General features: G+C 37.0%; 19 protein-coding genes and 2 tRNA genes. 9 read left to right on the top strand and 12 right to left on the bottom strand.

Annotation, left to right across the window (positions count from 1 at the left end):
* Positions 1 to 5: 5 nt before the first annotated feature.
* The 6 genes from ACXAGS_RS11105 to folE all read right to left on the bottom strand — a co-directional run bounded on the left by ACXAGS_RS11105 (position 6) and on the right by folE (position 4,457).
* The gene (locus ACXAGS_RS11105) at positions 6 to 527 is read right to left on the bottom strand and encodes a GNAT family N-acetyltransferase (RefSeq protein WP_474906756.1); all 522 of its coding nucleotides are present in this window, start codon (positions 525 to 527) and stop codon (positions 6 to 8) included.
* The gene (locus ACXAGS_RS11100) at positions 528 to 1,001 is read right to left on the bottom strand and encodes a DUF192 domain-containing protein (protein WP_474906753.1); all 474 of its coding nucleotides are present in this window, start codon (positions 999 to 1,001) and stop codon (positions 528 to 530) included.
* 2 nt (positions 1,002 to 1,003) lie between these two features.
* Positions 1,004 to 1,984, bottom strand: a complete 981-nt coding sequence (gene lgt, locus ACXAGS_RS11095; protein WP_474906751.1) for a prolipoprotein diacylglyceryl transferase — start codon at positions 1,982 to 1,984, stop codon at positions 1,004 to 1,006.
* 85 nt (positions 1,985 to 2,069) lie between these two features.
* Positions 2,070 to 2,318 carry a membrane protein insertion efficiency factor YidD gene (yidD, locus tag ACXAGS_RS11090; protein ID WP_474906750.1) on the bottom strand — a complete coding sequence of 83 codons (249 nt, stop codon included), beginning with the start codon at positions 2,316 to 2,318 and terminating at the stop codon, positions 2,070 to 2,072.
* Positions 2,293 to 3,777, bottom strand: a complete 1,485-nt coding sequence (cysS, locus tag ACXAGS_RS11085; RefSeq protein ID WP_474906748.1) for a cysteine--tRNA ligase — start codon at positions 3,775 to 3,777, stop codon at positions 2,293 to 2,295. The genes yidD and cysS overlap by 26 nt, the downstream gene beginning before the upstream one ends.
* Entirely contained in the window at positions 3,777 to 4,457 is a 681-nt protein-coding gene (gene folE, locus ACXAGS_RS11080; RefSeq protein WP_474906746.1) for a GTP cyclohydrolase I FolE, read from the bottom strand. The genes cysS and folE overlap by 1 nt, the downstream gene beginning before the upstream one ends.
* A 134-nt stretch (positions 4,458 to 4,591) precedes the next feature.
* On the opposite strand from folE, the gene ACXAGS_RS11075 reads away from it, so the two are divergent.
* Positions 4,592 to 6,394 (top strand): T9SS type B sorting domain-containing protein, encoded by a 1,803-nt coding sequence (locus ACXAGS_RS11075; protein WP_474906744.1) that lies wholly within the window; start codon positions 4,592 to 4,594, stop codon positions 6,392 to 6,394.
* A gap of 108 nt (positions 6,395 to 6,502) precedes the next feature.
* Positions 6,503 to 7,954: a T9SS type B sorting domain-containing protein gene (locus ACXAGS_RS11070; protein WP_474906742.1), complete on the top strand. Its 1,452-nt coding sequence runs from the start codon at positions 6,503 to 6,505 to the stop codon at positions 7,952 to 7,954.
* Between the two features lie 51 nt (positions 7,955 to 8,005).
* On the opposite strand, the gene ACXAGS_RS11065 is transcribed toward ACXAGS_RS11070, so the two are convergent.
* The gene (locus tag ACXAGS_RS11065) at positions 8,006 to 9,508 is read right to left on the bottom strand and encodes an OmpP1/FadL family transporter (RefSeq protein WP_474906740.1); all 1,503 of its coding nucleotides are present in this window, start codon (positions 9,506 to 9,508) and stop codon (positions 8,006 to 8,008) included.
* Between the two features lie 31 nt (positions 9,509 to 9,539).
* Positions 9,540 to 10,829 (bottom strand): hypothetical protein, encoded by a 1,290-nt coding sequence (locus tag ACXAGS_RS11060; RefSeq protein ID WP_474906739.1) that lies wholly within the window; start codon positions 10,827 to 10,829, stop codon positions 9,540 to 9,542.
* A gap of 97 nt (positions 10,830 to 10,926) precedes the next feature.
* On the opposite strand from ACXAGS_RS11060, the gene proS reads away from it, so the two are divergent.
* The 7 genes from proS (at position 10,927) to ACXAGS_RS11025 (ending at position 19,185) form a co-directional block, all read left to right on the top strand.
* A complete protein-coding gene (proS, locus tag ACXAGS_RS11055) occupies positions 10,927 to 12,402 on the top strand; it encodes a proline--tRNA ligase (protein WP_474906738.1) in 1,476 nt (491 codons plus the stop codon).
* Between the two features lie 80 nt (positions 12,403 to 12,482).
* Positions 12,483 to 12,554: transfer RNA gene (locus ACXAGS_RS11050), tRNA-Glu, on the top strand.
* Positions 12,555 to 12,588: 34 nt separating this feature from the next.
* Positions 12,589 to 12,660 (top strand) — tRNA-Glu (locus ACXAGS_RS11045).
* An 18-nt stretch (positions 12,661 to 12,678) separates the two neighbouring features.
* On the top strand, positions 12,679 to 12,930 hold the full coding sequence (gene rpsT / locus ACXAGS_RS11040) for a 30S ribosomal protein S20 (protein WP_010517893.1): 252 nt from the start codon (positions 12,679 to 12,681) through the stop codon (positions 12,928 to 12,930).
* 171 nt (positions 12,931 to 13,101) lie between these two features.
* On the top strand, positions 13,102 to 16,194 hold the full coding sequence (locus tag ACXAGS_RS11035) for a hypothetical protein (RefSeq protein WP_474906736.1): 3,093 nt from the start codon (positions 13,102 to 13,104) through the stop codon (positions 16,192 to 16,194).
* A 2-nt stretch (positions 16,195 to 16,196) separates the two neighbouring features.
* Positions 16,197 to 17,654: a hypothetical protein gene (locus ACXAGS_RS11030; protein WP_474906735.1), complete on the top strand. Its 1,458-nt coding sequence runs from the start codon at positions 16,197 to 16,199 to the stop codon at positions 17,652 to 17,654.
* Positions 17,647 to 19,185, top strand: coding sequence for a cellulase family glycosylhydrolase (locus ACXAGS_RS11025; protein WP_474906734.1), 1,539 nt, complete (start codon positions 17,647 to 17,649; stop codon positions 19,183 to 19,185). Before ACXAGS_RS11030 ends, ACXAGS_RS11025 begins: the two co-directional genes overlap by 8 nt.
* 1 nt (position 19,186) lies before the next feature.
* Here ACXAGS_RS11025 and ACXAGS_RS11020 read toward each other — a convergent pair whose 3' ends face one another.
* The 4 genes from ACXAGS_RS11020 to rho form a co-directional block, all read right to left on the bottom strand.
* Positions 19,187 to 19,705, bottom strand: a complete 519-nt coding sequence (locus ACXAGS_RS11020; protein ID WP_474906733.1) for a hypothetical protein — start codon at positions 19,703 to 19,705, stop codon at positions 19,187 to 19,189.
* A gap of 173 nt (positions 19,706 to 19,878) precedes the next feature.
* Entirely contained in the window at positions 19,879 to 20,553 is a 675-nt protein-coding gene (locus ACXAGS_RS11015; protein WP_474906732.1) for a hypothetical protein, read from the bottom strand.
* A 21-nt stretch (positions 20,554 to 20,574) separates the two neighbouring features.
* Complete coding sequence (locus tag ACXAGS_RS11010; protein ID WP_474906731.1) at positions 20,575 to 21,231, bottom strand: hypothetical protein; 657 nt, start codon at positions 21,229 to 21,231, stop codon at positions 20,575 to 20,577.
* A 127-nt stretch (positions 21,232 to 21,358) separates the two neighbouring features.
* Positions 21,359 to 22,966, bottom strand: coding sequence for a transcription termination factor Rho (gene rho, locus ACXAGS_RS11005; RefSeq protein WP_474906730.1), 1,608 nt, complete (start codon positions 22,964 to 22,966; stop codon positions 21,359 to 21,361).
* Positions 22,967 to 23,120: the final 154 nt, after the last annotated feature.

The following is a 23,120-nucleotide window of genomic DNA, read 5'->3' as shown; positions in this document are numbered from 1 at the left end:
CAATTTTAAAGTTGAACCCTATAAATGGCTACGGGGTTATTTTTATACGAAGTGATTTTATCCAAACCCATTCCATTGTTAATGGCAACCTGTATAGAGGGTTTGTTTTCTACGTGAATTATAGAAATTAGCGATTGGGCCAGTTTTTTCTTTATAGCATAAGCTTTACAAGCTTTTGCGGCTTCTGTAGCATATCCCATTTTTCTGAACTCTGGCAATAATGAATAACCAATTTCCCATTCGCTAACCGCGTCTACGGTTTGCAATAGTAAACCACATAGGCCTATTAGTTCTCCAGATTTTTTATGGACTAAAGCATTCATGCCACCTAGATTTAATGCATAGCGTTCAAAGATGCGATAAAACTGTTCGTTGCAAGCAACGGTGGGGTTTTCTGGTAAACCATCCCAATAAAGTGTGCTATTGGAATCATGGTAGAAAGGAAGCCAAGCTTGAAAATCTGAAGGAGCCACCCTTCTAAAAAGTAATCTGTCTGTGGTTACGTTTTCTAGAAGGTGTATGGGCATTTATTTTTGGTATTTAATTTGGTCTCCCACTTCAAGGTTCCATTTTTCTGAAAGGCCGGCATTGATTTCTAGAACATATTTTATGGGAACTTGAGAAGAAAGGCCTGTTTCATCAAATGGTTTAGCGTTTTCTTGAAAACTTGCTATTTGTAAATTTTCGTCAATAAAGATAATATCAAGCGGAATTGCTGTGTTTTTCATGTAAAACGAATGTACCCTTACATCTGGAAAAATAAAGAGCATTCCTTGTTTCTCTTCCATATTGTCCCGGTACATTAATCCGGTTTGTACTTCATAATCCGTTTCTGCAAACTCAATGTCAAGATTCACCAAGAGGGAGTCTTTTTTATAAATAGACAGCTCGCCTTCTTTTGTAAAACTAATCTGTTCCTCTTCTAAACTATTGCGTTCCTGTTCTTTACAGGCACTTACCATTATGAGTATTAAGGTAATAACTGGTATGATGTGCTTCATGGTTATTGTATTGCGGTTTTTTCTTTGGTTGGTCTAAACATTAAGTACATGCCTATTAATACAAATGGAATGCTTAGCCATTGGCCCGTACTCAAGGTTTCCCCTAAGTTATCCTCAAATCCGCCTTGACTCTTTTTAAAGAATTCCAAGAAAAAACGGATGGGCCCCCACATAGTTGCCAGCCAAAACCCGAACAAGAAACCTTCTTTTTTTGGTAGATTGGTCTTCCAATACATCCAGAAATACATTATCAGAAAGACGATGAGATAGCCTATAGCTTCGTATAATTGTACGGGATGTCTATACGGAATAGCTTCTAAAACCGAGGCGAAATCAGGGTTGGTTTCTATAGCTTTGTATGCTGCACTAGCAGTTTTCTGTTTGGTAAGGCTAATGGCTTGGTAAGCAGGCATATCGTCTGAATCTCTTACGAATTTAACGGCCAACGGAAAGCTCTTTTCCACAACTTTGCCATTTATTTCGGAATTAAAGAAATTTCCTAAACGTACAAAGGCACCACCAATGGCACAGGTTATGGCTACTCTGTCTAACAACCATAAAAGGCTCATGTCTTTGTACTTTCTAGAGAATAGATAAAGGCCAATAATACCACCAATAGCAGCACCATGACTTGCCAAACCTGCAAAACCAGTAAATTCATAACCGTTGATTATTCCAAATAGGCTGCTGTTTGCACTTTCTTTTATGGGTAGTAATATTTCTACCAAATGGTTTTTGTAATAATCCCAATCATAAAAAAACACATGACCTAATCTGGCACCAAGCATAATAGATACCATTGCGTAAACAAATAGCGAATCTAATTTCTCTAAGGTCTTTTTTTCATTGAAGAAGATTTTCTTCATTATGTAAAAACCAAGGATAAATGCAGCTATCCATAAAAGGTTGTAATATTTGATTTGAAGAAAACCTATTTTGAAAAGAGTGTCGTCTGGGTTCCAAGTAATACCTAGAAAATACATTGGCGTTTGTTTTGGGCTAAGATAATTATTTACATTGATGCAAATTAATAACCCTAGTGTTAGTTTTTTTAAATAAAGCTTATTGTTAGGGCACGGGGTCATGTCCTTTACCACCCCATGGATTACAGCTAATTATTCTTTTAAATGCAAGCCAACCCCCTTTAAACAAACCGTGCTTTTGCAACGCCTCCAAGGTGTATTGCGAACAAGTGGGACTATACCTGCATGTTGGAGGTGTTAGCGGTGAAATGAAGTTTTGGTAAATACGTACCAAAAGTACAAAAGGGGCAATCAGGATTTTTTTTAGACTAGTTAATGCTGAATGTTGTGCCATCCTTGCCATCTTTTAACTGAATACCCATTGCTAATAATTCGTCCCTAATTTTATCTGATGTAGCAAAATCTTTATTGGCTCTTGCCTCGTTTCTAATGTTGATCAATAAATTAACAACGCCATCCAATGCGTTAGAAGAACCATCTGCAGCTTGCTGTTCTTCTAATCCCAAAACATCAAACGTAAAACTGGCTATCAAATTGGTCAATTTCTTTTTGTCTGCCTCAGATATAGTTTCTTTACCGTCTTTTATAAGGTTAATGCGTTTGACGGCATCAAACAACTTTGCAATTAAAATGGGAGTGTTAAAGTCATCGTTCATGGCATCGTAACACTCCTGTCTCCAAGCTTCCACATCAAAATTAGTCGTGTTTTGGGTGGTTGGTAGGCTTTCTAAATTTTTAATGGCTTCCATTAATTTTTGATAGCCTTTTTCAGAAGCCAATAAAGCTTCATCACTTAAATCCAGAATACTGGTATAATGCGCTTGCATCATAAAAAACCGAACCACAGATGGAGAAAAAGCTTTGCTTAGAATGTTGTTGTTGCCATTAAAAATCTCTGACGGATATATATTATTATCCGTGGACTTAGACATTTTTTTTCCATTAAGGGTTAACATGTTGGCATGTAACCAATAATTAACAGGAGATGTGTTGTTACATGCTTCTGCCTGGGCAATTTCGCATTCATGATGTGGAAACTTTAAATCCATACCGCCACCATGAATATCAAAGGTTTCTCCAAGGTATTTGGTGCTCATGGCCGTACATTCTAGATGCCAACCAGGAAAACCATCGCCCCATGGAGAGGGCCAGCGCATTATGTGCTGTGGCTCTGCTTTTTTCCATAAAGCAAAATCTTGTGGATTTCGTTTATCGTCTTGCGCGGTTAATTCTCGGGTATTGGCTATCATGTCTTCTAGCTTTCTACCGCTTAGCTTGCCATAGTCGTTAGTAGCGTTGAATTTAACCACATCAAAATATACGGAGCCATTTATCTCGTATGCAAACCCTTTTTCTAAAATAGATTTTATTATTTCTATTTGTTCAATAATATGGCCCGTTGCAGTTGGCTCTATGCTGGGCGGTAATAAATTAAATTTTTGCAAGGTTTCATGAAAATCTACGGTGTAGCGTTGTACTACTTCCATAGGTTCTATTTGCTCTAGTTTGGCTTTTTTTGCAATCTTATCTTCACCTTCGTCCGCATCGTTCTCTAAATGGCCAGCATCTGTAATGTTTCTTACGTACCTTACTTTAAACCCTAAATGTTTTAAGTATCTAAAAATCATATCAAAAGACATGAACGTACGGCAGTTACCTAAATGTACGTTACTATAAACGGTTGGGCCGCAAACATACATGCCCACATAGCCATCTTTTATAGGTTTAAAGATTTCTTTTTTTCCAGTAAGAGAGTTGGTAACTTTTAAGGTTTGCTGGTCGTAAAGTTGCATTAAAATTCAGTGTCTAGGTTTATGTACTCCAAAAATTCTCTTCTAACGGCTTCCTCTTTAAATTTGCCGCCATATTCTGCGGTTACGGTACTACTTTCTATATCTCTAATACCTCTAGAGTTAACGCATAAGTGTTTGGCGTCTATAACACAAGCAACATCTTCTGTGCCCAAAACTTCTTGTAATTCTTTTACTATTTGTATGTTAAGGCGTTCTTGTACTTGAGGTCTTTTGGCATAATAATCCACTATGCGGTTCATTTTAGATAAACCAACAACAGTGCCATTAGAGATGTAAGCTACATGTGCACGGCCAACTATTGGGAGCAAATGATGCTCACAGGTAGAGTAGAGGGTTATGTTCTTTTCTACCAACATTTCGCCATACTTGTATTTGTTGTCAAAAGTGGAGGCGCTTGGCTTTCTTTCTGGATGTAGACCACCAAAAATTTCTTTGACAAACATTTTGGCTACACGCTTTGGCGTGCCTTTTAAACTATCATCTTCAAGGTCCATGCCCAAGGTTAATAAGATGTCTCTTACGTTATCTTGGATTCGGTCCATTTTTTCTTCGTCACTCAATACAAATGCATCTTCCCTCAAAGGGGTGTCAGATGCAGAGCCAACATGGTCGTTGCCTCTTTCCTCATACTGTTCTTCCAATGTCTGATTTAATTTCATTTGCCCTAAATATGGCCCACAAAGATATACATTAATGCCCTATTTAACATCTTGTTATGTAGTGTTGACAACATAAATTATTGTTAAGTAAGTAAGACGGGTAGTTTTGCGATGTTAGAAATTTATGGTACTAGATGCAAATTGCTCCCAACTACATTACTTTATTGTTACTCTTTTTTTTCGTTGCTGGTTATTCCCAGGTATCCTCGGATTGTAGTACGGCCATACCTATTTGTTATGACACGCCAATTAATGGCGGTACCAATGGATTTGGCACGGACGATTTTAACGGACAAACCGCTAGTGGGTGTTTAGAAGCGACTACAACTGGCGCAATAGAATCTAACTCCGCTTGGTACTATTTTAGAATAGGAGCATCCGGTCAATTAGGGTTTAACATACAACATAGACCAGAAGAAGACTGGGATTTTGCCCTTTACAGGGCTACGGATTGCAGTAATTTAGGTGAACCGGTACGGTGCAATTTTTTTGATAACAGGGAAGGTGCCAGTGCAACCGGTGTAGGTGAAGACCCCAATGGGGTCTCGGATTCGGTTCAGTATGAAGACTGGTTAACGGTAACGCCCGGTGAGCAGTATTACTTAATGGTAAATAATTTTAGCAACAATAATGATGGCTTTAGCATACAATTTACTGGTCAAATATTTACTACAAACCCATATGACGCCCTAGATTGCGATATTTTGGATAATATATTGGGTGGACCAAAAGTTGCTTGCCAAGGGGAAGTAGTTGCTTTGGACGCCACAACAGAAAATGCTGTAGATTACAATTGGTTTGTAAATACAAATAGCGGCTATCAGCAAATTACGGGAGAACATGATGCAATTTTAGAGGTTTCTGTTGATGGAACCTATCGTGTTGAGGTACTTACTGGTGCGGAAAATTTAATCAGCGATGTACAAGTAAGCTTTTCTGCCGTACCCGTTGCAATGACCGTTCAAGATGAAACCGTGTGTCAGAATGAAATTGGTTTTTCTCTTACGGATAAAGATGATGAGGTTCTTGGAACACAAAGTGCAGCTGCGTTTTTGGTAAGCTATCACTCAACGCTATCAGATGCCAACCTGGGTATTAATAGGTTAGATTCGCCTTATTTAACCAATCCCGGAGAGGAGATTATATACGTACGTTTAACCAATAGGCTAAATCCTAATTGTTATGATGCTTCTGTGCAATTTGAGCTCAACACTTTAGCATCGCCAGATTTAGGTCCAGATGAAACTGCGCTAATTTGTGCGAACAATGGATCAATTCAAATTGGGGTAGACCAAGCAGATTTGGCAATTAATTATAGCTGGAGTACGGGTGAGACTAGCCCATTAATTACGGTGACTACTCCAGGAACATATATTTTAACTACGGAGAATAGCCTAGGTAATGTAAACTGCATACGCACTAAGGTGTATACGGTAGAAGAATCCATAGTGCCAGAAATTCAAGATATTGTGGTGGACGATTTTAGCTTTAATGCCACGGTAACCGTAAACGTTGTACAACAAGGCGATTTCCAATACCGAATAGATGATGAAGACTTTAAGGAAACAGCAATTTTTGAAAACGTTTTACCGGGTCTACATACCATACATATTAGAGATGCGTTTGGCTGTGGTGTGGTTAGGGAAGAAATTGTGGTAATGGGTTTTATGCCGTTTTTTACGCCAAATGGCGATGGAAATAATGATGTTTGGCAAATATATGGTCTGGAAGAATTGAGTAACCCCGTTGTAACCATATTTGATAGATATGGTAAACTTTTAAAACAATTAGGGCCAAACGAAACATCTTGGGATGGAACCTATAATAATGTGCTTATGCCACCCACTGATTTTTGGTTTGGCTTACAATATGAAAATGAACAAGGGGAGCGTAAAACGGCTAAATACATTCAAAATCATTTTGCCTTAAAGCTTTAAATAAAATAGCTTTTTATCGAAATTCAGTTCTTTTTAGGGGAAATTTATAATAAAAAGGTGCTATTTGCAGTTTTAAACTTGTTGAACAACCAAGCATAGCTCCAATCCATGCGAACACTATTTAGTGCCCTAACGATATTTTTAGTTTTTTCATTAAATACTTATGCCCAAAATTCTGCAGATTGCAGAACTGCTATACCAATTTGTGCGGATGGTCCTATTTTAGGAACTGCAGATGGTGGCGGGGATATAGATGAATTTGATCCAGATGTGGTAAGGCAATCTGGTTGTTTGGAAAAAGGTAGTGTTATTTCTGCTAATATAGAGAACAATACCTCTTGGTTCGTTTTTAGGGCGGGAACGGATGGTCAAATAGGATTTGATATAGAGGCATTGCCTGTAACTCCTGATGCGCCTATTACCTCTGAGTGGGACTTTGCGTTATACGGACCATTTGATCAAGAAGATAATATTAATTATTGCGGAGTTATAGGAGATGCAAGTGCACAACCCATACGCTGTAATTACGAAGTTAATGGTACGGGTTTTACAGGTGTTGGCGTTAATCCTGTAAGTGGTCAGCAGGGAGAACCCCATTTAACGGGAAGCCAGAATACCTATGATGAGTGGTTAGACGTAACAGCTGGTGAGATATATTACTTATTCATAAATAATTACCAAACTAATTTTGACGGCGAAGCAGAATCCTATATGTTAACCTTTACGGGAACTTCAGTAGATGAAGACCAAAATACCGCACTGGATTGTACGTTGCGAGACGAATTTTTAGGTTTTGATATTATTGCTTGCGAGGGAGACCCAGATATTACGCTCTCAGCATTAAATTCGCCTGCCGGAAGTGACATAGCAAGTATTGTTTGGTCTGTGGATTATGATGATGATGGTACTATTGATACCACACTTCCTGGGTCAGGTGATTTCAATGCAGAATTAGTGGTTAGTAGTCCAGATTCTGGACGCTATTTTGCTTCAATTACCGATAGTTTTGGGGGTGATTATTATGATGATATTTTAATAACATTTTATGCTACCCCTACTTTAGATGAGGTTATTGTCTTGGAGGATTTAACCAATGCTAATGATCCAGATAAATACGCCGTTGAGATAGTTGTAGCTGGCGATGGTGATTACGAATACGCTATTAATGAAGGTGAATTTCAAGATGCCCCTGTTTTTTTAGACGTACCTGCGGGGATTAATACCGTTGTGATAAACGATAAAAATGGTTGTGGTACAACAGAGCCTTTGGAATTCTTAGTAGTAGGATACGATAAATTTTTTACACCTAACGGAGATGGTGAAAATGAATTGTGGCAGGTAAAGGGGATAGAAACTTTAGATAGCCCGGTTGTCTTTATTTTTGATCGTTATGGTAAGTTGCTAAAACAATTAAACGCCATAGATGCTGGTTGGGACGGTACTTTTAATGGAAGAAGGTTGCCGGCTTCAGATTATTGGTTTCGCCTAGATTATAATAGGGACGAAGAAGGTGTATTAGTAGCTAAAAATGTTAGAAACCACTTTTCCTTGATTCGATAAAAAAAGCCAAGGAGTACTCCTTGGCCTTAATACTATATTCAAGCAATTTTTTTAAAACTTTAAGGTGTAAGTAAGCGTAACATTTGTGTTTGTAAATGTGCTAGCTGCACTGTTACTAAGTCCAGCATCATATAACCTAAAGTTGGCGTCTTGTTCTGTTCTTACAAAAGCCGCGTCTAGTTTACTGCCGCCAAAATCATACCCTATACCAGCAGAATAACCACTTAGATCGTCCAAAATGGTCTTATCTACATAAGGGCTTTCTTCAATGCGGTATCCTCCTCTTAAACTTAATCTTTCTATTCTATACTCTCCTCCAATTCTATAAGTGTTTACCGCTTGTAGCGCTGCACTTATAGCTTGGTTTGTGTTGGTGAATTCAATATCGTTTTCTGGGCGTAGCCTAGCGTTACTAAAATCTTGGTAGCCGTAGTCAAAACTCAATAAGCCATCTTTTGCAAAAATAATAGCCGCACTACCGTTAATCTTACCGGGTGTTTTAATGGTATAATCGGGATAATAGCTTATCTCGTCAAAATCTAAGAAGCCAATATTTTCATCTGCTAAGGAAGAGTTGATTCGCTGTGAGGCATTGTCTGTTAAATAATACCAAGTGGGTGATTGGTAACTACCACCTATTCTTATGTTTTCGTTTAGCTTGGCAATAGCACCTAGGCTAAAAGAAAAACCATTTCCCTCGGTCTGCAATAAATTGTCAAAAGTTGCAAAGTTTATCTGTGAACCATCGCCGTAACCATCTTCATCTAGAAGGGATAGGCGTTCATAGAATATGGAGTGAAAATTTAAGGATGCTCCCAAATAAAGATTCTCTTGATATTGCCCGGCCATATTTACTGTAAACTTACTGTTATAGCCGTTTGTTGTTTGCCTATATCTCTGGTTTACTTGGTCATAATTAGCTGTAGAGATATAGGAAGTGCCATCCTCATTTTCTGGGGCCGCTGGGTCTATTAGTCCGCCATAGTAACCCAAATAGGCTTGTTGGGCCGCGTAGCCAAAATCTTCTCCCGTTCTTAAATAGCCAATTTCTACATACTCATTTTCTTCTCTAAGAATTGAATTAAAGGGAATGCCATCTGCGTAATTTAAAAAATAATTGTCTATACCAGATGTGGTTGCTCCTCTAAACTCGTAATGATTATCAAAATTATCTACTAAATCATAATTTATGGCAAGGGCTAATTTTTTCCAATTACTGCCTTTTCCTTCAAAAACAAAAACTCCACCTGCTTGGTTCAATTCAGTAGAATTTAAAGAGGCATTATTAAAAGTGTTTCCGTATAAATGCTCATTGTCCCTGTTGTAATTGCTGCCGGTTATACTAAATTGACCATAGTTAAAAACAGCCGAACCAGCTGGGTTTACATTTAAAGAAGATAAATCACCTCCTAAGGCTCCAAACGCCCCGCCCATTGCTTGGTACCTTGCTGTTCCTTGGCTTTCTTCTGTTCCTAGGCGTACTACATCTGCCATAGTTTGTGCATTTAAACCCAGGCAAAACAAACCCAGTACGAGATATATTCCGTGTCTCATAGCTTTAATTTTTCTTTAAGTGTTTTGAAATTTATTGTCTTCTTCCGCCACTGCTTCTTCCAGAGCTAGAACGGCCACTAGAAGACGATCTACTAGAACCGCCAGAGCTTCTGTAGCTACCACTACTCCTAGAACTAGAGCTAGAGCTTCTTACGCTTCTACCAGAACTGCTGCTAGAACGGCTACTGGAGCTTCTGCTGTAAGAGCTGCTACTTCTTCGCGTACTACTGCTATTAACCCTGGACCCAGAGCCAGAACTTCTGCTATAGCTTCTTGGACTAGCGGTTCTAGAACGGCTGTAACTACCAGAAGAATTACCATAGCTTCTAGTTGTAGTACCACTTCTACTGTAGCTACCATTACTTCTTGGTGTTGTACTAGAAGAGCGTGAATATTGGTAATTTCTAGTAGTACCACTGTATCTTGGAGTTACCCTAGTACTTCTACTTGATCTGTAATTTTGATTTCTCTGTATTGCAGAACGGCTTACGCTTCTACCGCTGTTGTTTCTAGTAGTGCTATATCGGGTTGCGGTACTCCTGCCTAAATTGCTTCTACCGCTATTGGTTCTATAGGTGCCATTTCTAGATGTAGTCCTAAGGTTTCGGCTTCGTAGATTGTTATACGCATAAGCATTGTTGTAACCTCTTCTACCGTTTATATAGCCATAATTTCTGTAGTTATAGTTATTATAATATGGCCTACCCCAATAATTACCATAATAACCACCCCAGCCGTAGCCCCAGTTATTCCAGCCCCAGCCGTAGCCGTAACCCCAACCGTAACCACCCCAGCGGTTCCATCTCCAAGGATTGTTCCATCCCCAGCCATAATTCCAGTTGTTCCATCCCCAACCCCATCCGGCGTTCCATAACCATGGGTCGTTCCAGCCCCAGAAACCAAAGTTTGGGGTATTGTCATATATATTTATTTGTACGCTTGACGGGTTGTCTCCCCAACCGGCGTTTCCGTTATAGCTGTTTTCTACATAATATTCTTCTGGTATGTTTACCCCAACACTATCTACAGGCTCTTCTCCATAATAGTCATCTACATCGGTAAATATTTCCGAATCTAGAAATTCGTCGTACTCGTTAGCTTTCTCGCCAAAGTATTGACCGTAGGTGTCCGTTTCTACCTGTTGGTTCCTTACCCCTTGGTAATTTCTTTTTTCAACGGAAACCGTTCTATTGCCATTGCCGTAGATGCCATCATCATCATAATAGGAGGCTTGTTGGTAAGAGCCGCAAGAAGTTATAAATAGGGTAAGTACGCCTAAAGAATAGGTAATTATTTTGGAGTGGGGTAAATTAAGGTACATAACACATCTTTTTATTATTGAACATACTAAAAAATAGTTAGTTTTACCGTTCTATTTTTGTTAAACTAGTCACAAGATTTGTGCCAAACTAAATTGGATGGGAAAAAACTTAACGAGTAGGGCAGAGGATTACTCTAAATGGTATAATGAATTGGTTGTCAAGGCAGACTTGGCAGAGAACTCAGGAGTTCGTGGTTGCATGGTTATTAAGCCATATGGTTATGCTATATGGGAAAAAATGCAAGCCGCTTTGGATAAAATGTTTAAAGAAACGGGTCATGAAAATGCCTATTTCCCATTATTTATTCCAAAATCCTATTTGAGCAAGGAGGCTAGTCATGTTGAAGGTTTTGCCAAAGAATGTGCCGTAGTTACGCATTACCGCTTAAAGAACGCAGAAGATGGCAGCGGCATAGTCGTGGATGAAGATGCTAAACTAGAAGAGGAATTAATTGTAAGGCCAACTTCTGAAACCATAATTTGGGATACGTATAGAAAGTGGATTCAGTCTTACCGAGATTTGCCTTTGAAATTGAATCAATGGGCTAATGTGGTGCGCTGGGAAATGCGTACGCGTTTATTTTTACGTACTGCTGAGTTTTTATGGCAAGAGGGCCATACCGCACATGCAACGGAGCAAGAAGCTATTGATGAGGCAGAACTTATTTTAAAAGTATATGCAGATTTTGTAGAGCAATTTATGGGGGTACCCGTAATAAAAGGTTTAAAGACAGAAAGTGAGCGCTTTGCAGGTGCCGTAGAAACGTATTGTATTGAAGCTTTAATGCAAGATGGCAAGGCGCTACAGGCAGGTACTTCACATTTTTTGGGGCAAAATTTTGCAAAAGCTTTTGATGTGAAATTTGCGACTAAAGAGGGTAAGCAAGAACACGTTTGGGCAACTTCTTGGGGCGTTTCTACACGGTTGATGGGCGCTTTGATTATGACGCATAGCGACGACAATGGATTGGTATTACCACCAAATTTAGCACCAATACAAGTAGTCATTGTACCAATATATAAGGGAGAAGAGCAATTAGATGCCCTAAGGTCTAAAATAAATCCGTTGGTGGCAGAATTACGCTCCAAGGGTATTTCTGTGAAGTTTGATGATCGGGACACACATAAACCTGGTTTCAAATTTAATGAGTACGAGCTTAAAGGAGTACCGGTGAGGTTGGCTTTGGGTAATAGGGACCTAGAAAATGGCACTATTGAAATTGCTAGAAGGGATACCTTAGAAAAAACTTCTGTTCCAATGGACTCAGTTGTTGCTAGGATAGAGGCGCTTTTACCAGAAATTCAAGAAAACATTTATAGCAAGGCCAAAAAACATCAGCAAGAGCATATTACTAAAGTGAATAGCTATGATGAGTTTAAACAGGTATTAGAAGAAAAAGGTGGGTTCTTATCTGCGTTTTGGGATGGAACAAAAGAAACCGAAGAAAAAATAAAGCAAGAGACCAAAGCTACCATAAGGTGTATTCCTATTGATGTTGAGCAAGAAAATGGTACTTGTATGGTTACGGGTAAACCGGCCAATTATAGGGTGCTTTTTGCTAAAGCTTATTAATAATTAAAAAAAAATAAGGTTACTATTGCAATAGTAAAAAATAGTTGTATTTTTGCATCCGCAATTAAGCAAACCTTAATGGCCCGTTCGTCTAGGGGTTAGGACGCCAGGTTTTCATCCTGGTAACAGGGGTTCGATTCCCCTACGGGCTACAAAGTTTTTTAAACGTATTGTTCATATTTTAATGGCCCGTTCGTCTAGGGGTTAGGACGCCAGGTTTTCATCCTGGTAACAGGGGTTCGATTCCCCTACGGGCTACAAAACAAAAATTGTAAAATGGCAAATCATAAGTCAGCATTAAAAAGAATCAGAAGAAACGAAGCTGTACGCTTACGTAACAGATACCAACATAAAACTGTTCGTAATGCTATAAAGAAACTTCGTAATGAAGAAGATAAAAGCGCAGCAGAAGCATTATTGCCTTCTGTAGTGGGTATGATAGATAAGTTGGCCAAAAAGAATGTTATTCATAGTAACAAGGCAGCTAACTTAAAGAGCAAGCTTATGAAAAAAGTGGCTACAATGTAAGTCAAAAACAATTTTGTTAAAAAAAGCCCTGATGAATAATCAGGGCTTTTTTTTGTTGTTATTTAAAGGGTAGAATATATAAATGTTGTAAAATCTTACATTTAAGTGGTGTATTCCCATATTATAAAATTAGAAATATCCTAAACTTCATAATTTTGCGTTTAATAGATAATGCGCATAACAACTAACAAATATTTAATAGCGGCTCTACTCTTAGCCCTAATTTTTCATGGTGCCGGAGTTTTCTTTACCATAGAGAAAACTTACGATGCTTTGATTCATCTTTTCTTTGCCGATCACTATGCAAATAGTTGGTGGGATCCATGGGAGCCAAGATGGTACACAGGATTTTCCGTAATGACTTATCCGCCATTAGTACATCAACTAATTGCACTTTTTTCTTATGTTGGTGGTCTTAAGTTTGGTTTGTTCGTCTGCTGTTTTGTAGCCATTGTGTTATTTACTACCGGGGCCTATAGATATGGTAAGTTAATGACGGGCAATAGGGATATTGCTGGTTTTACCGCATTGATAGCCGTATTCTCCTCTTCCTTTATAGAAACTTTGCATGTGTTTGGTCAATTGCCAAGTTTGTTTGGGGTGTCTATGCTAATGCATGCCATGCCAGAAGTTTATAAATACATAAAAACAGGTAAGGCAAAATTTTATTTGGTCTGTATGTCAATGATGGCTTTTACCATTACAAGTCATCATGTTACTCCTTTATTCGGAATGGTCTTTTTTATTGCTCCCTTAATGGGAACGGTGGTAATGGATGTTGCTTCAGAAAAGGCAGGTAGTTTTAAAGCAGTTAGGTTGGCACATTTTATGGAAGCCTTAAAACCTTGTTTGCCTAGGATAATCATCTTTGGACTATCCGTGGTGTTTTGTTTGGTCATGTTAATATTACCCTATTGGATAACAACACATAACGAACCTATTACACAAGTACCCATACCACATGGTTCTAGGGATAATTTCTTTGAGGTAACTTCTTCTGGTTTGGCCTTTTTTATTATTCCTTGGGGATTTATTATGTTTATATTTCCCTATTTGTATTATCGTTTTTTTTCCAAACGCTTTATTTTCTTTGGGCTTTCTTTTGCTATGCTTTCCTTGTTAGGAACAGGTGGTACTACTCCTTTACCTAGAATGTTGCTAGGTGATACGGCTTTTAACATACTTACCTTAGACCGATTTACCCTATGGGGGTCTATTATGGCTTTACCATTTTATGGCGAGTTTCTCTACCGTTTTGCCCATACAGATTTAAAAGCTCTTATTCAAAAAAGAGTTGGCTCAGTAGCGCACAGGGCTATTGGGGCCGTGGTAGGTTTTTTAATAATTTTCAATGCTGTTTCTATAGTAAACCTGGGTTACTTTAAACCTTTGCAACCACAGAAAATTAATATGCAGCCCATTATCAACTTTTTACAGGCAGATGAACATTACAAATGGCGCTATTTAACCTTAGGTTTTGGTGATCAAATGGCATGGTTGTCTGCAAATACAAATGCTTTGCAAATAGACGGTAATTATCATTCTGCAAGGAGGTTGCCAGAACTTACCACTAGAGCCGTAGAACGATTAGAAAATGCTAAGTTTTTGGGGGTAGAAGGCTTAGGGTCTCTACAGCAGTTTTTAACCGTGCCGGATAAATACAACATAAAATTCATTTTTTCAAACGATAAATTTTATGATCCCATTCTGTATTTCTGCGGATGGGAACGTATTAAGCCTTTAGCAAATGGTATTGCGGTATGGCAACGATTGGGTATAAAACCAATTCCTGATATTAAACCGTATAAAGATTACCCCAGGTACCAGCGTCTAATGTGGGGTATTATTCCTGTTTCAACGGTACTTATCGCACTTTTTGTTAACATTAGGCTCATTGTTATTTCTGCATTTAAATTAAAAAAGATTGAACCCAATGCCTATGAAAAATTTAAGGTAGAGCCAAGTGGATTTAAACCTAAACTTGCGGGTTTAATGGGTGCTTGGTTTTTATTTACCCTTGGCTGTATTTTTTATATTATCTATTTGTTTTTTATACAATCCCAAGAACAGATTTCTCCTGAAAATGTAATATTGGCCTATCATGACGATTTGGACTTTAAACGTTTTAAAAAGGCACACTCGTATTATGATTCGGATTATGGAAAAACATTTGATCAGTTTATGTTAGAAACTTCCGTTAGTGATGGATTGCTTAATTCTTACGGTAAGTTGAACGATGTTTCTTTTGATATTTTTGAACGTACGGAAAATCATGCTAAAGCAAAAGTATACACGGAATTTATTACCCCACTTACTTACGTTAGGGATACCACGGTATATGAGTTAAATAAGAAAAAGGATGGTAAATGGTATATAGTACCAGATGTTTTTGATGTAGATATACCTAACGAACAATTGTTTAGTGTAGCCGAACCTAAATATAAGAATCACGGTAGGCGTAGGGTTACCACACAGCAAACTTTTCATGAAGACATAGTACCACAACCTGTAGTAGAAGTTTTAGAGGCTAAGTTAATAGAGAATAACAACCAATACTATATCATTGGAAGATTACAGAATATTGATAATCTGCCTGCAGACATCGATTTAAAATCGACCATATATTCAAGAAAAGACAAAGAACTAGGGGTGTATAATGCCCAGAATTTTGTTAAACACAAATTATTACCAAAAGAACATACCGCGTTTAAAATACATTTTGAGGCAGTAGCTTGGCAAAAAATCAAGGACAGCATACCAGCTGTTTTTGAGCCAAATACTTTTAGCCCAATGGTTTGGGAAGATATACCCGGTAAGTATGATTTACAGGTGGCCGCAAATGGTAGCAGCCAAGATTTATATAGGGAGATTACCCTAAACGATTTAAAAGTAGAAAATGGTAAAGTAAGTGGTTACTTGTACAATTACGGTATTTCTGATGTAACCATTCCTCAATTACTAATATCCTATTATAATGACAATAATGAATTGGTATGGGTGCAAGAAGATATTGTAATGCAAACGATTAGACCACAACGAAAAAGCCCTTTTGAATTTCAATTAGAAAGTTTTGATTGTTATTTTAACTATCATCAAGAAAAGGATAATTGGTTCGTCAATGGCCTACCCAATGATGATATAAAGCAAAAGTATTTGGAGTATAGGAACGATGCGCTTTTTTACAAAGATTTAATTTCTGTAGAAGGTGATATTTATTCTAAAATCAAAATTGAAATTAATAATTACATCGGTTCGCCAGATTAAATATGCTAGTTAAATTTATTAAAGGCATAGTAAACTTGTTTAGAAGTATACTTCTAAAAGCGCACACCAAATATAGAAAATGGTATCGTAGGGGTTGGCTATTCTGGCCTCTTAAATTCATTTGGGTTAATTGTAAATACATATTAAGAGTACTCAAATTTCCATTTAAGGATTATAAAAAATTAAATCAGACCAATAAGGGCTTAGGGATAATTACTCCTGTTTTATTTGTACTTGTAACCATGTTTTTAGTGGGTAAATTAACACATACAGAAAAAATACCTTATACAAAGCGAGTCTATACGGCTTATGATTGCGACGTTAAAATTGTTCCGGTTTCTAAAATAATGGCCGGAAAAAAAACAACACTAAGTCTAAGTATGCCGTGCTATCCTAACATGCCCATGAATATGATGGTTAAAGGTGGTTATGGCGTATTGGTTTTAAAGGATACTATTGCTAATGGAAAATTGAACTTTGAATTACCCAAAGAAATAGTTCAAAAAACAGGTGTTTATGAATTTTCTCTTATTTATGGTGAAAGGGAGTTAAAGAAATTTACCGCTGAAGTGGTAACGAACGATGGGAATATCAATTTTATTGAATCTTACTTTGGTCCTAGAATTATTTTAGCCGGTGGTAGGGATTTTACAATGTTAACGGTTGCGCCTACAGACAAATTTGATAACCCTATGCCAGATGGCACTAGGATTAAGGTTAATGAGAATTTTAAAGAAACACAGCAAGAGCACCAACTAGAATTAAAAGATTTTACCGCTTTTAGAAGGTTTTATTCTTATAATGAAACGGGTAAAATAACGGTTAGCATGCAGAGTCAGAACGGTATAACCACAAAAGAAAAAACAACGGATATTTATCCTTTTACTCCAGAAGATTTCACCATAAATCATGCCAAGGAGCATTCATTTTCTGATGGAAATGAAGTGGTTACCCTTAGGACCTCTCAATTAAAAGACATCTATGGTAATGTGCTCCAAAATGGCACAATAGTCCATTTTCTAATAAATACGGCCAGTGGAAAAAAATTAGGAGCCTATGCCAAAACCGTAAAAGGAATTGCCACAACTAAAGTTCAACATCCATATGAAGCAGATAGTTGGGAGGTACAAGCCTTTGTGCCGGGCTTAGCAGAAAGTAATAAGATAGAAATAGATTTTAAATCAATTACCACAGATTTTCCTGTAGCTTTTAAAAAGGGTAATAGGGTATTGGTGGTAGGGCCTATAAATAGTTATATGGGGCAATTAGTACCCAATGGTACAGCGGTTACTTTAAGTATTAAAGGCGAAGGTAAAAACGAAACAAAAGTACAATATACCGTTGGGGGTAAAACCGAATTTATTTTGCGGGACTTCTACTACCCAAATGGTATATATGAATTAACTGTAAAAGCATTGGGTATTCAAAAATCCAAGCTAAAAAGATTAGCAGATGAATAGGTGGGTGTATAGAAGTATTATAATTGTGGTTTTCTTGGCCGTAAACTTTTTTATCATAAGAGGTATTGGGAGTATCCTTGCTTTTGTTAAGTCTGGTGCCGATAGGGAACAAATGATGGCCAAGGTTTTAAAGGTAAATGATTATTACAAGCCAGTTTTTACTTGGCAAAACCTAGAAAATCCTGGTAGAGAGTTTTTGGAGAAAAACCAGAAAGAAGTACAGCGAGATTATGCCGATTCTTGGTATGTGAAAAACTTAAATTTTAGTGTCAATTCAAAAAAAGGAATAGCAGATTTTTATACAGATAGTAGTAGGGTTAATATTTATCGGAATATTGACTTAAACAAGAAAAATGATATTACCGTTCACGGCACCACATTAAACCATAATATTGATGTTAATTTTTATTCCGCGGATGGTAAACTGGTATCTTTTGATGATAAAAACGTAAAAGAGGTATATAAGGTTTACCAGAAAGATTCCTTAATTGCTCGCAGTACCACTACTTCTAATTATAAGATTGTTATGCTTTTAGAAGATGGTTTTTGGCGTATACGCCATATGGTAAGGGAGCAAGCAAATGATACTTTAGTAACGCCAAAAGATACGGTTGTTTCAGATTTGGTAAAACGTGACGGAAAAAATCTAGTATACAAGAATAAACCCTTTTATATAAAAGGTATCAATTATTATCCTAAAGATTCCCCCTGGGAAATGTTTGGGCCAAAATTTAAAGACTCGATAATAGAACAAGATTTTAGAAAGGTTTCTGAATTAGGATTTAATACCGTTAGAATCTTTGTGAACTTCACCGATTTTGGAAAGGAAAATGTAAAGCCAGAATATTTGGAGCAGTTAAGAACTACTTTGAATATTGCGGAAAAACAAGACTTAAAGGTAATTGTAACCTTATTTGATTTTTTTGGACAATATGATATTATTAACTGGTCTATTACAGAACAACATTTAAAGGGTATAGTGGCCCCATTTAAAACGCATAAGGCAATTTTGGCATGGGATGTCAAAAACGAAGCGGATTTAGATATGAACGTACACTCCGTGGAGCAAGTACAGCATTGGTTGGAATTTGCATTAGAAAGAATTCGGTTTTATGACCCTAACCATTTAGTAACCATTGGTTGGCTGCATCCGCATCCGTATTTCATAGAAAACGGAACTACAGATTTCTTGACATTTCATTTTTATGAGAAGACCAATCGTTTTCCGGTTGTATACCCAAAACTTTTAAAAGAATCGGATAAGCCAGTAGTTTTGGGAGAGTTTGGTTTGCATACTTGGAAAAAAGCATTTTTGGGTAATTCTGAAAAAAAGCAGACAGAACATTACCAATATATTTTTAAGCATCTTGAAAAAGGGGAAAAACATTTTATAGCTTGGACGTTATATGATTTTCCTGAGTTACCTAAAGCGGTGTTTGGTTCCCTGCCATGGCACACGTTGCCCCAAAAGAATATGGGAATATTAGATAAAAATGGCAAACCTAAAAAAGTACTCGAGGTTTTTCCTTGATTTAGTTAAAAGCCCATCGCTTATGTATTAAAAAACCATAGCAGAACAAACAGTACATGGTTGCTACTATTGCAAAAAGCACATTGCGTAAATGTAATTTATAATACCATGCAGTCCATAAATTACCTATCAACATAAAAATGGGCATGTAAAGATTTATGAGTAGCATACCTAAGCCAAACCAGAACATTAGATTAATTTTTTTTGGGGATTTTACCGTAATTGCTAATTGGCGCAAGTGCAAGAGCACAATTATAATGGTAAATAGGGACCCTAAGGTTTTGGCTATATAAAAATTTTCATGGTAAATATCTTGGAACAAACTGGATATTAAATAAATTGGAATTACTAGGACCAAAAAGACTTTCGCTATTATTTTATGTTTCTTACTTAATAAAACCTTTTTGTAGACCCAGAATACATAAAGATGAAAAACAATGGAATAGATGGTATAAATTACCGTGTTATGGTTGGCGTACTGTTCTTGGTCCACAAAACTGAACTCAGGAAATTCTGCCACTAAAAAGCCTAGTAGTTCGTTAAAAAGGGTGTAGGCTATTTACAAAGGAAAATAGGCTAAGGGGGTATCCGTAAAGCTTCGGTATCGTAGTAAGCTAGAAATAAGTGCCAGTAAGTAGAAAAAGAGTATGTACAACCTAGAAAAGTTAAGATGGCAAAAATAGACAAATGAACTTATCTATAGGCTCTTCTTTTCCCTACAATAAACCCTATGCAAAACAAAATGTACATGCATATGACAATAGCTATGTGTACATCTCTAAATGCCGCAGCATATAGGTCTGTAAAAAACTCTTTAATAATTTTAATGGGAAAATAGATACCATGAAAAACTACTAAACCAATACTAATCCAGGCTAATAAATTGTATTTAAAAACAAATTTATTGCGGATGGTTATGAGATGTTTAAAATATATAAACAAGGCTATTAAAAGCAAAACGGTGCCAGCCAAATAAGCGAATAACATAGAAGTGGTTCTAGCGTCTTGTAAAAATAGGTTTACAATATTAACCAGTATAAATATGGCTATAAAAAGATAAATGAGTTTCTTCTGTTTTGGTTCTTCCAAGCTCCTTTGTAAAACAATTAAAAAGTAGATGTAATAAATAAAATGATAGATATTGTAGATAGAGGAGGAGTGAAAAGTAGCCTTGGTGTCATAAATTAATTGAAAGTCTTCAAAATAAATAACCATACAGCCTAAAAGCTCGGTAAAAAAGGTGTAGGCTAATAGTATTGGAAAGTATTTTAAGGACGTGTCAAAATACTTTCTAAACGTAAATAAAGAAATAAACCAAGTGATGGCATATAATGCCAAAAAGTAGTTTTTGGATAAAAAATCTAGCATCACTTGGTTATTAAAATGTAATTAAAAATCTTCTTTTGGTGGCGGAGAATCACCAAGATCATTAAGTATTAAACTCTGCCCACCTTGATTTGCTGTGGCGGGTTTAAAATTAGGCATTAAAGAAGCTTTAGACTTTTGTTCCATTGCATTGGCGCTAAAGTAATTTCTAATGAGCTTTGCCTTACCGTCTTCGCCTATGTAGATACCGCCATAATCACCTTCTGCTTCTGCGGCAGGTAGTATAAAAAGTGTATTTCTACGGTCTTTTTTACCCCTTACTTTACCATAATTGGCTAAGTAAATACGTAAACTATCTATTTCCGCTTCGCCTTTTATAGCTTCTTGTTTTGCAAAAGCTATGTATTGTTCTAAATCTTCAATACTTATGGTTAAAAACCTAGTAGGTACAAAGGGTTTACCGTCTTCTGTGGGCGCTTCCATTTTAGCAATATTTTCTGCTCTGTTCTGGCTGTAATTTTTATACAGCCCGTCTGCTTTATCTAAAGAGATTATTTGTCTGGGTGCCTTAACCATTTCTGGGGCCTCTTGTACAGGTTCTTCAGGAGACGGTTTTTCAGATTTTGGGTTTTCATTACAGGCACTTAGAAACAGAAATGTGCCAGTAAGTAACCCCAAGGAGCAGAAACGGCCCCAAGCATTTGTTGTGTGTGTTTTCATTGGTTGTTAATTAAATTAAACGCTGTGGGGAACACTATAAATATACTGCAAAAGAAAAGACCACCAAATAAAAAACCCTTCAAGGAAATTCCTTAAAGGGTTTTGTTTATTTTTTTGACAAGAAAATCTACTCGTTCATAGTAAGTAAGAATTCTTCGTTATTTCGGGTTTGCTTAATACGTTGCTCAATAAACTCCATTGCTTCAACTGGGTTCATGTCTGCAAGGTACTTGCGCAAAATCCACATACGTTGTATGGTGTTTTCATCTAGTAACAAGTCGTCTCGTCTTGTAGAAGAGGAAATCAAATCAATAGCAGGGAAGATTCTTCTGTTAGAAATTCTTCTGTCTAATTGCAGCTCCATGTTACCCGTACCTTTGAATTCTTCAAAAATAACCTCGTCCATTTTGGAGCCGGTTTCGGTTAATGCGGTAGCAATTATAGATAAAGACCCACCATTTTCTATATTTCTAGCGGCGCCAAAGAATCGTTTAGGTTTGTGTAATGCGTTAGCGTCTACACCACCACTTAAAACTTTACCAGATGCAGGTTGTACTGTATTATAAGCTCTTGCCAAACGTGTAATAGAGTCCAATAGGATTACAACATCGTGTCCGCATTCTACCAACCTTTTTGCTTTTTCAATAACAATATTTGCTACCCTAACGTGCTCAGTGGCTTCTTTGTCAAAAGTAGAAGCTACAACTTCGCCACGTACGTTACGTTGCATATCTGTAACTTCCTCTGGTCTTTCGTCTATTAGTAAAATAATTTGGTATACCTCTGGATGGTTTGCGGCTATAGCATTTGCAATATCCTTGAGTAACATAGTCTTACCTGTTTTAGGTTGAGACACAATCATACCTCTTTGTCCTTTTCCAATAGGTGAGAAAAGGTCCATTATACGGGTAGAAATAGTACTTTGCTTATCTGCAATGTTAAATTTTTCCTTTGGAAATAAAGGTGTTAGGTGTTCAAAAGAAACACGGTCTCTTACCACTTTTGGGTCAAGACCATTAATTTTGTTCACCTTTATTAGTGGAAAATATTTTTCTCCTTCTTTAGGGGGTCTAATATTACCTAAAACAGTATCTCCTGTTTTTAACCCAAATAATCTTATTTGGGATTGAGATACGTAAATATCGTCAGGAGAAGAAAGGTAATTATAGTCAGAAGAACGTAAAAAACCGTAACCATCTTGCATAATATCAAGAACACCTTCGCTCTCAATAATACTGTCAAATTCAAACTCAGGCTCTTTGTACCTGTTTTTTAAATCCTTATCAAAATTGCTGTTGCGTTTATCTTGATGGTTTCTGTTGTTATTATTGTTTCTTCTATTGTTTTGCCCCTTGTTTTGATTGTTGTTTTGCCTATTGTTATCTTTTTGTTGCTTAGGCTCGTCTTTCTTGTGGTCGTTCTTTTCAGGAGTTTTCCTTACAGGAGTTTTCTTAGTAGTTGTAGCTGGTTTTTCTTCTGCCTGATTGTTGGTTTTTTCTTCGGTTGGTGCCGATTCCTTTTTAGGGGTTCTAGTGCGTTTTTGTCTTTTAGGCTTTTCTTCTACGTCTAAAACAGCACTTTCTTTTACAGCTTTTGGATTGGCAGCTTGCAAATCCAAAATTTGATACACTAAATCTAATTTCTTTAGAGAACGGTACTTGGGAACATTTAATTCTTTTGCAATTTCCTGTAATTCAGGAAGTTTTTTTGCTTTTAGGTCGGAAATCTCGAACATTAAAAAATCAATAAATTAAACTTGAATTTTATTATGAAGTAAATTGAGTTAGTTGATTTTACAGTGGGAAAGTATTCCCGGGGCAAGTGTGCTAACTAATAACACTGCAAGTATACAAAATAAATTTTAAGAACTACTGTTATTTTTAACTAAA

The organism is Croceivirga sp. ABH4_376, from assembly GCF_056160685.1.
The sequence above is the reverse complement of the archived record's forward strand: the minus strand, read 5'-3'. Positions and strand labels throughout refer to the sequence as shown.